Origin of the sequence: Microcella sp. (assembly GCF_025808395.1) — a bacterium.
Lineage (GTDB): Bacteria > Actinomycetota > Actinomycetes > Actinomycetales > Microbacteriaceae > Microcella.
On record NZ_CP075524.1, the window covers coordinates 1,855,032 to 1,870,158 of the forward strand.

The following is a 15,127-nucleotide window of genomic DNA, read 5'->3' on the forward strand; positions in this document are numbered from 1 at the left end:
GAAGCGAAGTCAACGAACAGTGATGTTCACCTAAAGGGAGGCTGGCCCCTATATGTGGGAGAAGTCTGATCCTTCGCTCGAAGCGCAGGTACTTGAGCGCCAGCGGATCACGATCGAGAACTACCGCAATGACCCCGACCTCCTTGCCGAGCATGTGGGCATGGAGGACAACTTCCAGGCGGGCGGATACGGCGAACGGCAAATCGAGGAGCTACTTCAGAATGCCATCGACCAGTTGGGATCGCCCGGTCGCGTGGAGCTGCGGCTAGCCGATGGCAGCCTGTACTGCGCCAACGAGGGCGAACCGTTCGCTTCAGCCGGAATCCGGGCCGTCACAGGTGCATTCCTTAGCTCCAAAGCAGATGAGAAGATCGGCCGCTTCGGGCTTGGATTCAAATCCGTGCTCGGGGTGACGAACAGACCGCAGATCCTCAGCCGAACGATCTCGTTCGGTTTCAACGAACCTGAGGCAACATCACTGCTCGAGGGGTTGCCGTACGACACGTCTCGACTGCCGACACTTCGAGTGCCGAGCTTGCTCGACGCTCACTCGATCGCCGCGAACGACCCGAATGTCGCGGAGATGATGGGCTGGGCTTCAACAATCGTGAAGCTACCTCTCACGCGCGGCGGCGAGAGACTACGCCAGCGCCTCAAACAATTCGACGTCCGCTACCTGCTCTTCCCGGACAACCTGGCACAAGTCGACATTTCCCTCTCGGATGCCGAGGGAGGACTGCGCCGAGAAGTCTTTCGCCGGCGTCCCGGAACAAGTTCGCAGCTTGTGGAGCTTGAGGCGCCTGATGGCGAGGCTACCAACTGGCGAGTGCTTCGGCGAGCACATCATGTTTCAGAGGGCGTCGCTCGCGACCTTCCTGGACTATTCCGGCGTGACGAGGTCACTGTCTATTATGCACTGGAGAGCGGTAAGTCAGGAGTAGGTGAGTTCTGGGCTTGGTTCCCCCTGCAAGATGAGACCACCGCAAGCGGCATTTTCAACGCGCCCTGGCAGGTCAATGATGACCGCACATCGATGTTGCCGGGCAGCGCGCTAAACAAGGAGCTCCTTGGAGTAGCAGCAGAGCTCCTATTGGAGGCGGCGCTTCTTGAGTCAACTCCGGAGGATCCTGCGAAGCACTTCGATGTCTTGCCCGCGAGAGGTAGAGAGACGCGCTCTGCTGCTGACAAGTTCCTTTCCGAACGTATTCCGCAAATGGCTCGGAAATACGAGTTGATCCCGACAGGACGAGGAGAGATGTGGGCGCCTTCACGGGTCCGTGCACCCTTCATGTCCAGCCAACCAAACCCGTTCGACCTCCCTTTGGAGGCAATGCAGCGTTGGGCAGAGGGTGCGGGCGCTGCCGACGCCCCCCACTGGAGTTGCTACCGAACGCCCACTCGCAGAGCCCGATTGGCACAGCTGCTCCTTGGCGACGATGAGCGTCCCATCTGTGTCACGGTCAGCCCTGGATCTTGGCTCTCTGAAGCTGCCGAGGCACGGTCGGCGGATGCGATCGACGCCGCCCTATCGGTATTCCTCCGCCTGAAGGAAGAGAAGGAAGAGATCTGGAAGCAATTCCAGAACGGAATGATCATCCCTCTCGAAGGTGGAGGTTTCGCGAGAGCGGCGGATGCGGCAGCAGTCCTCCTCCCCGTGGCACATTCAGAGGCGCCCTTAGGCGTGTCGATGGTAGAAGCCGAGTTTGCCGATGACCCTGGCATTCGAAGGAAGTTGTCTGAGCTCGGGGTTAAGGAAGTCTCAGCAGATCAAGCTGCCCTGGCGACCGCGATGACTGGCCATGCCAACTGGACAGATGCTGATTGGGCTCAGTTCTGGATCGTGCTGGCAAACGCTTCACCTTCTGGCGGCCGAAGCGCTTTGGAGACACTGCAGGAGCGAATGGTTCCGATCAAGGTGCCTACAAGTGCTGGAACCTGGCGAGAAGCAATCGATGTGTTCCTGGATCCGGCGATGGCTCCGGGGATCCCCTCCAGGCAACCCTCGTTCCAGGCGGTCGCGGGGCGGCGCGATTTGCTCGAAATAGCCGGATGTCTCGTCGACCCAATTCACAGCTACCCAGTACACCGCGAACGCGTCTTCGAGATCTACTCCGAGAAGATGAAGCAGGATGTCAATGCCAAGGTCCAAGAGGAATACGGTCGCGGCAGGAGCGCAACACTCAAGTTCTCGGACCCTCATGGAGCAGGGCCCCTTGACGTCCTGCTAGAGCTCTCCGAAATCGCCGATCCTCAGGCGTCGAGAGCACTGGCTGAATGGTCTAGCCGAATCCTGCTGGCAAACCGGTCAGGTTCAGTGACGGCAGGCCTTCGAATCTCCGGCCAGAGCAAGGACGCGACGGTCACCATGGTCGCCCCTGACGTTTGGGCCGTGGAGGCCTTTGGGCGAGTTCCCACATCCCTCGGCCCCCAGCCGATCAGGACCGCTCTGGCATCATCGCTCTCACAATTCGGTCAGTACCTCGCAATTGCATTGCCGCAACTCGCTGGCGCGTACCCGTTCCCCAGAAGCCTTGTCGACGCGCCGGACGCTGCCTTCAAAGCGCTCTTCACCCGCGACAACTTCTCCGCGGACGAACCCGGGCACCTCGCGGAGCTACTTGCGGAAGCCTCCACCCGCAAGGCGTTCAAGAGGGTGGACGAGCTGCCGGCCTTCGACCCGAAGAATCAACATGTCCGCTTAACGCCTGTCCTTGAAGTCGTCCTGGCAACGACAGAGGAAATGGACGATCTCGGGTCGCACAGCCTCCGCTACCTACCGTCCGGGCCTTGGGACGACGCGCTCGTAAATGCATGGGGCGTTCAAAGAGCTGCTGACGTCATCGCAAGGGCGATCGACTGGACGCCAAGCGAAGACGCTGTCCCCGTCCTGGATGTGTACCCGAGCCTCCGTGATGCCGTGGCCCATTCGGTCGATGACTACACGCTTCGTCGGTGCATCAGAATCACCAGGCGAACCACAAGTCCGGCAGGAGTCCGAGAGCAACGACTCGCGGCCCACGTGGACGGCAAGACTGTGCTCATTGATGCAGAGCTTGATCCAATTGCCGAGCTCATTCAGTTGAGTGCCGCGCTACGACTTGGGTTGAACGAGTCAGACGCCGCGAGAGTGATTGCGAACGACAGGGAACTGCGGCACAGCAAACTCGTGCAGGACGTACTCGCTGAACCGTCTGAGGCCAAGAAGCTTCTGCTGCTTGTCGGTCGCGACGCCCTTGTCGAAAACCTCCCGCATGGACTCTTGGGGGTAATCGAACAGCGCCAGGGCAAGAAATCTGACCTCGAAGTCGCAGACCTATTCATCACGACGCGCAGCAACGACTCACTGCGTTGGCTCAAGGAGCCTCTCGGGGCTGCGGGGCTCGCGGTTCCCCGGGCCTGGGACGGCACAGCTGAAGCTGATCAGTTCGTGACTTCGCTCGGGTTCCCTCGCGCGTATGCCGGCACGCGCGAGAAGAAAGCGGCTCCAGTCGAGCTGGTCCTCGGGAAAGTTGACCTCAAACCGCTGCACGATTTCCAGATGAAGCTGCGCGATCAGATACGCGAGCTTGTCCTCATTCGAGACAAGGATGGCCAGCACAGACGCGGGCTCTTGTATCTCCCGACTGGCGCGGGCAAGACGCGCGTGACCACGGAGTCGATCGTTGCGATGCTGCGAGATGAGGAGCTCGCTTCGCCCGTCCTCTGGATTGCGCAATCGGAAGAGCTGTGTGAGCAAGCGATCTACTCCTGGGCTGAGGTCTGGCGCGCCATCGGGGATGAGCGGCCGCTCGAGATCACCCGATACTGGGGCAACTACGAAGCGGATGAATCACTTCAAGAGCTACAGGTCGTGGTGGCAACCGACGCCAAGCTGGCATCGATGATCGACCGAGGGAGTCGCGCTCACGAGTGGCTCCGGGACTCGAAACTCGTCGTGATTGATGAGGCGCACACGGCTGGCTCCCCGACCTACACCAAGATCCTGAGCTGGCTGGGGATCACCCGAGACGCTCGAGGGTCCTCGACGGCGCGGTCGCTGCTCGGGCTGACTGCCACCCCATATCGGGGGACCAACGTCGAAGTAAACAAGCAGTTCGTTGCCAGATTCGGTGAAAGGCGATTGAACGCCCTCGACCTCGAAGACCCGATCGGCCAGCTCCGCGAAATGCAGGTGCTCTCCCGGGTCGAACACCAGTTGTTGGATGGTGTGATCGTGGACGACGCCCCGACCGAGGGGATCACAGGGGCGCGCGCTTGGGATGATGTTTCGAGAGCAACACTCATCAAGCTTGGCGAGAACCTCGACCGCACACAGCAGCTTGTCGACCACATCATGGGGCAGGATGCAGATTGGCCGATCTTGGTGTTCACCCCCTCGGTCGTATCTGCCCACGTGACGGCCGCGCTGATCAGGACCCTGGGCAGGAAAGCGGACGCTGTCGATGGAGAAATGAGGGGCCAGGAACGCAGGCGAAAGATCGATGCCTTCAAGTCGGGGGAGACGAAGGTTCTCGTCAACTGCGACTTGCTGACACAAGGGTTTGACGCCCCACAGGTTCGGGCTCTCTACATTGCGCGACCGACCTTCTCCCCAAATAGGTATGTGCAGATGGTGGGGCGCGGGCTCCGGGGACCCCTGAACGGAGGCACCGATGAGTGCCTCGTCGTGAACGTGGCGGACACCTTCACCCAGTTCGATCGAAAACTGGCATTCACGGAGTTCGACTACCTGTGGGCCAAGAAGGGCGTGAAGAACAAGTGAGATCGGCTGGCCAGGACGAGTTCGTCAACTACCTGAACCGCAACTTCGTGGGCCCACGGGACGGAGACGACGAACTCCTCGCGTCAAACCCGGTCTATGCGTACCTGACAGGAATGCTCTTTCCGACTGAAGTCGGAGAGGGTCTCGCGCCTGAGACGCTCGATGAAGACCTCAGCCCCGACGAAGCGGGGGTCGAGGACGACATTGACCCGGAGTTCCCTGACGAAGAGGATCACGACCAGGACGACATCGGGAACCTTACTGCCGCCTCGGGGTGGACACCGTCTTCAATGGGCCTGTCTTTTATGCATGACGCTCCCGAGCTAGTCGTCAGCGTTCGAGGCGCTTCATACAACCGAGAAGAAGAAGGGCACGAACAGTCTGCCGACGGCACGGAAGGGCGTTGGCGTCGTACGGCGCTCGAAGAGCAGTCCGTGATTATCGCCGCGGGAACCAGTGGCAAAGAGACGATCTGGGGAGGTCGGGCTCGATTGCAGTGGCGTTCGAGGACGGGCAAGCATGCGGAGATCGTCACCGTCTCGCTCTCGAACACTGCGCAAGTGCCACTTGGCCGAGCGAAGAAGGATGTAGAAGAAGTCCTCTTCCAGTGTGGATACGACGTCGAGGCGGTTGGGGGTGTCATTGAGCCGTACCCAGGAGATGTCGTCGTGAACGCGACGCCGGAGGACCGCGAACTCGAGTACCGATTCCGGAATCACCTCAGCTATGCCATCGGGCACGGGGTCGCTGCGGACTGGACCGATGACCTGCCAGTCACACGAATCTCAACAGACTCTCTGCCGTCCGAGACAGTGCCTCGGGTGAAGCCACGTGAAGCTTCGAGCGACGCTCTACGAATGTCCTGGTTGGCAGACCGTAGCCTGCAATCGAGAGTCCTCACGGATGCACTTTCCGTGTTCGTAGCTGAGTACGAAGGATGGGTGTCCGATCGGAAGGCAGAAGCTGAGTCAGCGGGCAAGCACCGCGAAGTCGCCCGTGAGCTCGTCCATCGGATGGAGCAGGCAACCATCCGTATGCGTGAGGGCATTCTCCTCATAGAGAACGAAGGGTTGATTCGCGAAGCCTTCCAACTCGCCAACACCGCGATGAGGCTGCAAAGCACTAGGGGAATCGAGCCGCCTCCGGAGAAGGAACCCGCCTGGCGACCCTTCCAGCTAGCCTTCATCCTCATGGCGTTGGCCTCAACAGCCGAGGAGGACCATCACGATCGCGAGCTCGTCGATCTGATTTGGTTCCCCACGGGCGGCGGAAAGACCGAGGCCTACCTTGGCCTTGCCGCGTTCGAGATGATTCGACGCCGGCTGGTGGACGGCTTGGCTGGCGGAGGAACCGCAGTAATCACGCGATACACGATGCGCCTGCTGACAGCCCAGCAGTTCCAGCGGGCGGCACGGCTCGTCTGCGCCCTGGAACTACTACGACGGAATGGCACGCTACCTTCGCACACGCCGCAATTCAGCATCGGGCTGCTCTTGGGTGGCACTACTACTCCCAACGACTACAAGGCGGCGGAACGCATCCTGACAGAAGCGCGAGGACAACTCAGTCCGAGCAACCCATTCCAGGTTCGTACCTGTCCGTGGTGCGATACGCAGCTGATGCCCGAACGGAGATCCCTGAGGGATGACGCATATGGCTTCCGCGCGACAGGGAGAAGTTTCACGATCAACTGCGTGAATAAGTATTGCGAGTTCCACGCCTTCTTGCCCATGCAGGTCGTCGATGAGGGAATCTTCCAGAACCCCCCGACAATCGTGGTCGCTACGGTCGATAAGTTCGCGCGCTTGGCTTGGATTCCTAGTGGCGGTTCCATCTTCGGACTCAGTGGCTCTCCGTTCAACCCGCCCTCCCTCGTGATCCAGGACGAGCTTCACCTGATTTCTGGCCCGCTTGGCACGATCGTCGGAATCTATGAGGCTGCAATCCACGCACTTCTCAAGTGGCGTGGACGCTCTCCCAAGATCGTGGCTTCCACCGCAACAATTCGCTCGGCAAACGAGCAGGTTCGGGGCCTCATGGCCTCGAGAGTGGATGTCTTTCCGCCGAGTGGCTTGGACGCTGACGACAACTACTTCGCCGAACTGGATCGAGAGGGGCCCGGACGCCTCTACGTTGGCATCTTGCCGCAGGCATTCGCGCCTGCCTGGGCGATCGGTCAAGCCGCCGGCCGACTCATGGCAGCGCCCCCTGCGATACCGTCCCTATCAGACGCCGAACGTGACGCGTACTGGACGCTGGTCGCGTATCACAACAGCCTCAGGGAGCTCGGTCGCACGGTGACGATCCTCCGCGACGATGTGAGGACCATGTTGGAGCGTGAGGCAACATCAGGATTCACTGGTCGAAAGATCGGAGCAGAGGGAATTGAGGAACTGACCAGCAACGTGGACTCCCATGAGCTAGTCAAGATCCTCGAGCGCCTGAGCGCTTCGGAAGGCTCACCCGATGTGATCGACGCGATCGCGGCCACGAACATTCTGTCCGTGGGAATCGATGTGGATCGTCTCGGGCTCATGCTCGTGAACGGTCAACCCAAGACAACGGCGGAGTACATCCAGGCAACAAGTCGCGTCGGGCGCGCAAAGGTACCGGGGATCGTTTTAACGTTGTACCGGTCGGGGAAGGCGCGAGACCGGTCCACGTTCGAGGGCTTCCGGACTTTCCACGGTTCCTTCTACAGGTTCGTGGAGCCGACTTCGGTGACGCCATGGGCCTTCCAAGCCCGTCAACGGGCGCTGCGGGCCGCACTCGTGATCTTGATGCGTCATGCGGCTGGCTACGCGAAGAACGACGATGCGGCCGCCTTTGATGAGTCTTCCGCGTTCGTCCGAAAGGCAATCAACTTGTTGATGGATCACATTCGGATCGCGGACGAGAGAGAAGCGCCTGCCGTCGAAGCCGAGCTTCGTCGAGCGGTCGCTGACTGGAGCGCGCGCGCGAAGAGCACTGGAGGGAAACTGAAGTACCAGGGGTCGAAGAGCGGGGAAGAACGCTTGCTGAAGACTTTTGGTGATAGCGGCCAGGGGTGGCCAACGATGCATTCAATGCGATCTGTCGAACGCGGAGTACGCCTTCGGCCTCGGGGGGAGAAGGCGTGAGCAAGAGGATTCTGCAGCTTGGCGTAGCCAAGTTGATCGCACCATTCGGCCCCGGGGCAGTGGTCGACATTCTCGGCGAGTCATTCATGACGTTGACGGCCGAGAAGTGGCCCAAGCGCACACTTCTAACCCCCATCGATTGCCTACGGCTTTCCTCCAGGCTGGGGGTTCAGCGGTTCTACGGCCCTCCCACATCTGATGACATGGAGAGCCCCAACTCTCTCGGCATTCCGGTCATCCGGTACCCCGCTTGGCTGTTCTGCCAGACCTGTCGGCGGATGATTCGCTGGACGGGCAAGCTCGAGAACGGGAAGAGCCCGGAGTGTCCGAGCGATTCCGGGCGGCTCGTCCCGCTGCGCTTTGTCGTGGTCTGTCGTGAACGCAGTCATGCCGCAGACGTTCCCTGGTCCGAATGGTTACATCGAGCACCAGGCGCGACGCCAGACTGCGGCGACAGCGGCTCCCTTCGTTTCCGACCCATCGACGGTGGATCCCCCGGCCTTTCTGGCCTCGAAGTGATGTGCGACAAGTGCAGAAGTAGGAGGACGCTAGGCGATCTTCGCGGAGATGTCCTCATCCGCGAAGGCCTCAGATGTCACGGAACTCAGCCGTGGGAATCCAGCTGGGGGACCTGCGAAGGTCCTCTGGAAGTCATGCAGCGGGGAGCCACAAGCTTCCATTATGCGGAGACAGAGGCCGCAATCGATATCCCCGACCTCTCGGCGTCGACGCTGGACATCGAAGACAGAATTCGCACAAGCACCTACTACCTTGGCTTGAAGAGCACACCGCTCGACGACCCCTTTGCAGCCCAAATGGCTCAGCGCATCGCGGATGAGTTTGGGATCACCAAGGACTTGGTGTTCTCCATTGTGCGACGAGACCAAGCTGCAGATGACGAGGGCGGACCGGTCCGGAGCGCAATCCTCGGCGAAGAATTCGCGGCCTTTCGGGCAGCGGCGAACGACGACGCTGATGAAGAGAACTTCAAAACTCGTTCTCAGAGCTTCAACCGCGAGTCAGGCGACATCGTCGAACGAGCCCTCGCTGGACTCATTGACAGTGTGATCCTCGTCGACCGCTTGCGCGAAGTACGGGCAAGTCTCGGCTTCAAACGCTATCGACCGGACTCCGACCTAGTCGACTCGGTGGCGCACGACGGCACTGAGGCCAAGTGGCTACCAGCGTATGAAGGCTTCGGTGAAGGCGTCTTCCTCCGCTTCAACTCAACCGCACTCGATACTTGGTCCGACAGCCCGGGAGCTCAAGCGCGATCAAAGCAGCTGGCAGACAAGTTCGATGCATCGGGATTCTCAAAGCGGCTACACCCGTTCTCGGCGCAGTATGTAGCGCTGCATTCATTCGCTCACGCTCTTCTCCGAGAGTTCGCGTTCTCTTCGGGCTACCCCGCCGCGTCCCTGCATGAACGGATCTACTGCGAATCTTCAGGAGACTACGGAGTCTTCATCTACACGACATCAAGCGATCCGGAGGGAACCCTCGGCGGACTCGTGCGAGAAGGAGAGCCCGATCGATTGGGGAACACTCTCGCTCGGGCCGCCGAACAGTTGAGTTGGTGCTCCAACGATCCCGTTTGTGGTGAGTCGCAACCTCAGAACCTCGACGGGCTGAATCTCGCAGCCTGCCATTCATGCCTGCTCACTTCCGAGACGTCGTGCGACGGCTTCAACCTTCTGCTTGACCGGGTGATGCTCGTGGGTTCCACAGACGGGAGCGCACCCGGGTTGCTGGAGGGCCTCTTGCAGGCCATCACAACCTCAGCGGATTAGGGCTTCAAGCGACTGTTCGACCTTCAGTTCTCAAAGAGCCACGTGCAGGTCTAGCCTGGGGCGCATGGCAGACAAGAGCCGAGCATCCACCGGCAACGACGGGTTCACCGCGGACGAGCGCGCCGCGATGAAGGAGCGGGCGGCCGAGCTGCGCGCGCAGGCGAAGCGGGCCAAGGGCGCGGCGAAGGCCGAGGCCGAGCTCAACGACCTGCTCGAGGCGATCGCGAAGCTTCCTGACGAGGGTGACCGCGCGCTCGCCACGACGCTGCACGAGGTGATGATGGCGGCGGCACCGCAGCTGGCTCCGCGCACCTGGTACGGCATGCCCGCCTACGCGCTCGACGGCAAAGTGCTGTGCTTCGTGCAGCCGGCCAGCAAGTTCGACACCCGCTACACGACCCTCGGGTTCAACGACACGGCGAAGCTCGACGACGGCGCGATGTGGCCGGCGTCGTTCGCCGTGCTGAAGCTCGGCGCCTCAGAGAAGAAGGCGATCACCGAGCTCGTGCAGCGCGCAGTGGGGTAGCGAGCGCACGACTGTCGTCGCTAGGGTCGCGACATGAACAACGAGCAGCACGACACCGGCGCTATCGGGTTCGACCGTGAGCGCCACGCGGGCGCCGACGGCGCCACCGGTGGCTTCACCTGGTTGCCTGATCAGCCGGTAGAGACCATCGCCGAAGTGGGTGTGCTGGGAGATGACGCGGCGTTCGTCGACTCAGTCGCGGCAGATGGCGACGACTGAACCCTGAGCGACGATGGCGGCTGTCACGCAGCCGTCGCCATGCGACCGTGCTGTCTGGCCGCCGCGCGCCCGCGATTGCCGCACCCTACGAACTGACCAGCAACTTTGAGAGGCGGTCGAGCGCGCCGGGCACGAGCGCGTAGTACGCCCAGGTGCCGCGCTTCGACCGGGTGAGCAGCCCGGCCTCCATCAAGATCTTGAGGTGGTGCGACACCGTGGGCTGGCTCAGGCCGATCGGGTCAATGAGGTCGCAGACGCACGCCTCATGACCCTCTGATGCGGCGATCATCGAGACCAGTCGCACCCGGGTCGGGTCGCCGAGGGCCTTGAACGTGCGCGCGAGAACCTCAGCCTGGTCGGCATCGATGGTCTCGCTCGTGAGCGGCGCACAGCACAGTTCACTGTCACCAGCGGTGAGCGCAATGGTCGAGGTCATGACTCAATGATACTCGTATATTGACAAACTTCGATGGATGCGCGCACACTATCCATCGACAAACGTCGATACAGCGAAGGACTCCCCATGACCCTCACCGAGCTCAGCCCACCTCGCACGCGTGACGACCGCCTCACCGGACTGCCGGTCGCCATCATCGGCGCCGGCCCGGTCGGCCTGGCGGCCGCTGCGAACCTCGTCGAGCGCGGCATCGACTTCGTCATCTTTGAGGCTGGCGAGTCGATCGCGCACAGTGTCGACCAGTGGGGCCACGTGCGCCTGTTCTCGCCGTGGAAGCTCGTCGTCGACCCCGCCTCGCGTCGGGTTCTCGAAGAAACCGGGTGGCAGCATCCCGAACCAGAAGCCCTGCCGACCGGCCTCGAACTCGTCGAGCACTACCTCGCCCCGCTCGCCGCGCTCGACTCGATCGCCGCGCGCATCAACACGGGCACCGAGGTCGTCGGGGTGTCGCGCGAGGGCATGGATCGCACGCGCACCGCGAACCGCGAGGCGGCCCCGTTCGTGCTGCGCCTGCGCACCGGCGACACAACCATCGAGTCGACCGCGCGCGCCGTCATCGACGCCTCGGGCACCTACCGCTCACCCAACAGCCTGGCGTCGAACGGGCTCGACCCCCTTGGGTTCGACGAGGTGGCCAACCTCGTGCACCACGCTCTGCCCGACGTGCTCGGTCGTGACAGGGCGCAGTTCGCGGGGCGCCACACCACCGTCGTGGGGGCGGGCCACTCTGCCGCCAACACTCTGCTCGCGCTCGCCACGCTCGCCGAGAGCGAGCCAGGCACCCGCATCACCTGGGTGATTCGCTCGGCGTCGGCCGTGCGCATGACGACCTCGGCCGATGACGAGCTGACAGCGCGTGCGTCGCTCGGCGCTCGCGTCGATCACCTCGTCGCGACTGGGGCCATCGAGAAGCTCGACCGTTTCGAGATCATCGCACTCTCGCGCCAGGCTGACGGAGTGCGCCTCGTGGGCTCGCGCAACGGCGACCTTGTCGAGCACGATACCGACCGCGTCGTGAACGCCACGGGCTTTCGGCCCGACCTCAGCATGCTGCGCGAAGTGCGCCTCGATCTCGACGAGATCGTCGAGGCGCCTGCGCGACTCGCGCCCCTCATCGACCCCAATGTGCACACGTGCGGCACCGTCGAGCCCCACGGATTCGCCGAGCTGCAGCAACCCGAGCACGGCTTCTTCGTGGTCGGCATGAAGAGCTACGGCCGTGCGCCCACCTTTCTGCTCGCCACGGGCTATGAGCAAGTGCGCTCGATCACGGCATGGCTGGCGGGTGACCTCGCTGCCGCGTCGGCGGTGCAGCTGACGCTGCTGGCAACCGGTGTGTGCTCGACGGATGCCGCGCCCGCCGAGCTCGGATGCTGCGGGTGATCATCCGCGAGCTTCGTGCCACAGACTGGCCGTCGGTGCAGGCCATCTACCAAGAGGGCATCGACGGTGGACACGCGACGTTCGAGTCTCACGCGCCCTCGTGGGCAGACTTCGACCGGGGCCATCTGCGCGAGGCACGACTCGTCGTCGTCGACGAAGACGATGCAGTTCTGGGGTGGGTCGCCGCCTCACCGGTGTCGACGCGTGCCGTCTACCGGGGCGTCGTCGAAGACTCGGTCTACGTCGCCGCGGCGGCTCAGGGCCGCGGTGTCGGAGGCGCCCTGCTGCGGGCGTTCATCGAAGCATCTGAGGGTGTCGGAATCTGGACGGTGCAGGCCAGCATCTTTCCCGAGAACACTGCGAGTCTTGCGTTGCACGAACGCGAGGGGTTTCGAGTGGTGGGCCGTCGTGAGGCGATTGCACGCATGACGCACGGGCCTCTCGCCGGAGTCTGGCGCGACACCCTGATCGTCGAGCGGCGCACTAACCTGTATCGGTGATCGGCCTCGGCACTCTGCTCAACATCGCCACCATCGTCGTCGGCGCGACCATCGGCGTGCTCATCGGCCGCCGCCTGCCTGAGCGCACCACGCGCGTCGTCACCGACGCTCTCGGCCTCATCACGATCGTGTTGGGCGGCCTCAACCTCATCGCGCTCACCGACACTGACTTCGTCGGCGCGGTCGGCGCCGGCGGCACCTTTCTGGTCGTCATCGGCGCCCTGCTGATCGGCAGCATCGTCGGCTCGCTCGCCGGCATCGAGGCGCGGCTTGAGCGGTTCGGCGGCTGGTTGCAGCGCCGCTTCACTCGGCCGGCGGCGAGGGATGCGGAGGCCATCCACCCCGATGGCGCACCGCTCGCCCTCACGGGCCGCGACCGCTTCATCACCGGCTTCGTCGACGCCTCATTGGTCTTCGCGATCGGGCCGCTCGCCATTCTCGGCGCCTTTCAAGACGGCACCGGGCAGGGCTTCGACCAACTCGCGCTCAAGTCGACCCTCGACGGCTTCGCCTCGGTGGCCTTCGCGGCCTCGCTCGGCTGGGGCGTGGCGTTCTCGGCGATTCCGGTCGGCGTCTGGCAGGGGCTGCTGACGGTGCTCGCGTTCTTCTTAGGCACCGTCATGTCGGGGGCGGCGATCGCCGCGCTGACCGCGACGGGCGGAGTGCTGCTGCTCGGCGTCGGCCTGCGCCTGCTCAACCTGCGCGCCGTCGCCGTGGCCGACATGCTGCCGGCGCTCGTCGTGGCACCGTTGCTCACGGTCGGCGTCGCGGCGCTACTGACCTAGCAGTCGCAGCTGATGGCGTGCTCGACGGGCGCCGTCAGCGGGTCGGTCGCACGGTGAATCGGCCCCGCCTCGCCCTCGACCGGGTAACCCTCGCGCGCCCAATATTCGAACCCGCCGAGCATCTCTTTCACCGGAACGCCTAGGCTCGCGAGCTCGAGCGCACCTTTCGCGCCGCCGTTGCAGCCCGGCCCCCAGCAGTAGACGATGACCGGGATGCCCTCGCCGAGTTCACCGACCCGCTCGGCCAGCTCTTGCCGGGGGATATGCAGTGCCCCGGCCGCGTGCCCCTGATTCCACGCGGCCTGCCCGCGCACGTCGACGAGGTGAAACTCGACCCCCGCCGCGCGCGCCGCAGCGACATCTGAGGCGTCGGTCTCGAACGAGATCTTCGCGGCATAGTGCGCGGCCGTCGCACCGGGGTCGGCGAACGCGCCGAGGGGCGAGTCGCTCATGCGGACACCTCCTCGTCAGCGAGCGCGCTGATGAACCGGATGAAGATCGCGATCCAGGCGAAGATGATCGCGAAGGCGACGAGTTCGAACGCCGTCAGGTTGTAGTACTGCACTGGCTCGAAGAGCAGAGCGCCGCCGATGAGGGCGAAGGCGAATCCCGCGCAGACGACGAAGAAGCGGCGGGGCAGGCCCGTAAGAATCCACGGTGAGGCGAACAGCAGCACCAGGAAGGCGACGGCCATGCCCATCGCCGAGAGGTTGTGCAGAAGCACGCTCACGGTGAGCGGAAAGATGCCGACGCAGGCGAGCATGACGCCCATGATCACGAACACGATCGACACGGTGCGCGGCGCACTGGCCTTGACGAGCACGCCGCGGTCGACGAGCACCTGCAGGTCGCGCTGCAGGTAGAGCGCAAAGGTGGTCACGAGCACTCCGGCGATGATGAGCGTCAGATTGAACAGACTGCTCGAGCGGTCGCCGAAGGTTCCCAACTGGCTGAAGTGGTACTCCCACCAGGCGGGGTCGCTCGAGGTGGCCATCGCCGTGATGGTGCCGAACGTCATGAACAGCACCAGCAGGCTCGAGAGCTTCGGGGTGGTGATCGATGACACCGAAAGGTAGATCCAGTACCCGGCGAGGGCCGTGACGAGCGCCATCGCGATGGTGGTGAACGGCGCGTCGAGCACGAGACCCTGAAAGCTGCGCTGCAGCAGCAAGAACGTGGCGATGGCGGCGAGCACCGCGAGCACGGCGTGCACGAGCGCGACCGAGGTGGCGTCGACGATGAACTTCCACGACGCGAGCTCGAGGCGCCACTGCTGCCCGTCGATGCTGCGACTGCGCCAGTAGCCCACGTAGGCGACGATGACGCCCGCGGTGAGAATCGAGCCTGCCGACGCGACGCCGAGAGAGATGCCACCCCAGATCGGTGGGTTAGTGCCGGCGAACATGATGCCGCCCACGATGAGGGTCACGACGCCGACCGCGATCGCCACCCCGAATGCTTCAGACTCGACGTCGACCAGCGTTCGTGAACTCGACGCCGGCCGCGCAGCACTGCCCGTGATGCTCATGGCGCTCAGTCTAGATTCGCGCCGGGAACAATGGCGCGGCGAGTTGCGTTGACGCTGA

At 63.2% G+C, this 15,127-nt stretch carries 11 protein-coding genes; 8 read left to right on the forward strand and 3 right to left on the reverse strand.

The genetic code is table 11. The annotated features are described in order from the left end of the window. Positions 1–52: 52 nt before the first annotated feature. The 5 genes from KIT89_RS09055 (at position 53) to KIT89_RS09075 (ending at position 10,416) form a co-directional block, all read left to right on the forward strand. Positions 53–4,762, forward strand: coding sequence for a DEAD/DEAH box helicase family protein (locus tag KIT89_RS09055; protein WP_297600539.1), 4,710 nt, complete (start codon positions 53–55; stop codon positions 4,760–4,762). After that, entirely contained in the window at positions 4,732–7,881 is a 3,150-nt protein-coding gene (locus tag KIT89_RS09060) for a helicase-related protein (protein WP_297600541.1), read from the forward strand. The genes KIT89_RS09055 and KIT89_RS09060 overlap by 31 nt, the downstream gene beginning before the upstream one ends. Continuing rightward, entirely contained in the window at positions 7,878–9,671 is a 1,794-nt protein-coding gene (gene drmB / locus KIT89_RS09065; protein ID WP_297600545.1) for a DUF1998 domain-containing protein, read from the forward strand. The genes KIT89_RS09060 and drmB overlap by 4 nt, the downstream gene beginning before the upstream one ends. Before the next feature lie 64 nt (positions 9,672–9,735). Further along, a complete protein-coding gene (locus KIT89_RS09070; protein ID WP_297600548.1) occupies positions 9,736–10,197 on the forward strand; it encodes an iron chaperone in 462 nt (153 codons plus the stop codon). A gap of 33 nt (positions 10,198–10,230) precedes the next feature. Beyond that, the gene (locus tag KIT89_RS09075; protein ID WP_297600551.1) at positions 10,231–10,416 is read left to right on the forward strand and encodes a hypothetical protein; all 186 of its coding nucleotides are present in this window, start codon (positions 10,231–10,233) and stop codon (positions 10,414–10,416) included. Between the two features lie 85 nt (positions 10,417–10,501). Here KIT89_RS09075 and KIT89_RS09080 read toward each other — a convergent pair whose 3' ends face one another. Beyond that, a complete protein-coding gene (locus KIT89_RS09080) occupies positions 10,502–10,852 on the reverse strand; it encodes a metalloregulator ArsR/SmtB family transcription factor (RefSeq protein ID WP_297600554.1) in 351 nt (116 codons plus the stop codon). A gap of 87 nt (positions 10,853–10,939) precedes the next feature. Between KIT89_RS09080 and KIT89_RS09085 the strand changes: the two genes are divergently transcribed. The 3 genes from KIT89_RS09085 to KIT89_RS09095 are packed head-to-tail and all read left to right on the forward strand — an operon-like array spanning position 10,940 to position 13,541. Beyond that, on the forward strand, positions 10,940–12,256 hold the full coding sequence (locus KIT89_RS09085; RefSeq protein ID WP_297600557.1) for an NAD(P)-binding domain-containing protein: 1,317 nt from the start codon (positions 10,940–10,942) through the stop codon (positions 12,254–12,256). After that, positions 12,244–12,756 carry a GNAT family N-acetyltransferase gene (locus tag KIT89_RS09090; protein ID WP_297600559.1) on the forward strand — a complete coding sequence of 171 codons (513 nt, stop codon included), beginning with the start codon at positions 12,244–12,246 and terminating at the stop codon, positions 12,754–12,756. The genes KIT89_RS09085 and KIT89_RS09090 overlap by 13 nt, the downstream gene beginning before the upstream one ends. Further along, positions 12,753–13,541 (forward strand): DUF554 domain-containing protein, encoded by a 789-nt coding sequence (locus tag KIT89_RS09095; protein ID WP_367275865.1) that lies wholly within the window; start codon positions 12,753–12,755, stop codon positions 13,539–13,541. Before KIT89_RS09090 ends, KIT89_RS09095 begins: the two co-directional genes overlap by 4 nt. Here KIT89_RS09095 and KIT89_RS09100 read toward each other — a convergent pair. Next, a complete protein-coding gene (locus tag KIT89_RS09100) occupies positions 13,538–13,993 on the reverse strand; it encodes a rhodanese-like domain-containing protein (RefSeq protein ID WP_297600561.1) in 456 nt (151 codons plus the stop codon). The genes KIT89_RS09095 and KIT89_RS09100 overlap by 4 nt on opposite strands. After that, complete coding sequence (locus KIT89_RS09105) at positions 13,990–15,069, reverse strand: DUF998 domain-containing protein (protein ID WP_297600563.1); 1,080 nt, start codon at positions 15,067–15,069, stop codon at positions 13,990–13,992. The genes KIT89_RS09100 and KIT89_RS09105 overlap by 4 nt, the downstream gene beginning before the upstream one ends. Positions 15,070–15,127 lie beyond the last annotated feature (58 nt).

Excerpts from the sequence above, each read along its gene's own strand:
- KIT89_RS09075 (WP_297600551.1), top strand. The coding sequence starts at position 10,231 with ATGAACAACGAGCAGCACGACACCGGCGCTATCGGGTTCGACCGTGAG.
- KIT89_RS09085 (WP_297600557.1), top strand. The coding sequence starts at position 10,940 with ATGACCCTCACCGAGCTCAGCCCACCTCGCACGCGTGACGACCGCCTC.
- KIT89_RS09100 (WP_297600561.1), bottom strand. The coding sequence starts at position 13,993 with ATGAGCGACTCGCCCCTCGGCGCGTTCGCCGACCCCGGTGCGACGGCC.
- KIT89_RS09070 (WP_297600548.1), top strand. The coding sequence starts at position 9,736 with ATGGCAGACAAGAGCCGAGCATCCACCGGCAACGACGGGTTCACCGCG.
- KIT89_RS09105 (WP_297600563.1), bottom strand. The coding sequence starts at position 15,069 with ATGAGCATCACGGGCAGTGCTGCGCGGCCGGCGTCGAGTTCACGAACG.
- KIT89_RS09055 (WP_297600539.1), top strand. The coding sequence starts at position 53 with ATGTGGGAGAAGTCTGATCCTTCGCTCGAAGCGCAGGTACTTGAGCGC.
- KIT89_RS09090 (WP_297600559.1), top strand. The coding sequence starts at position 12,244 with ATGCTGCGGGTGATCATCCGCGAGCTTCGTGCCACAGACTGGCCGTCG.
- KIT89_RS09080 (WP_297600554.1), bottom strand. The coding sequence starts at position 10,852 with ATGACCTCGACCATTGCGCTCACCGCTGGTGACAGTGAACTGTGCTGT.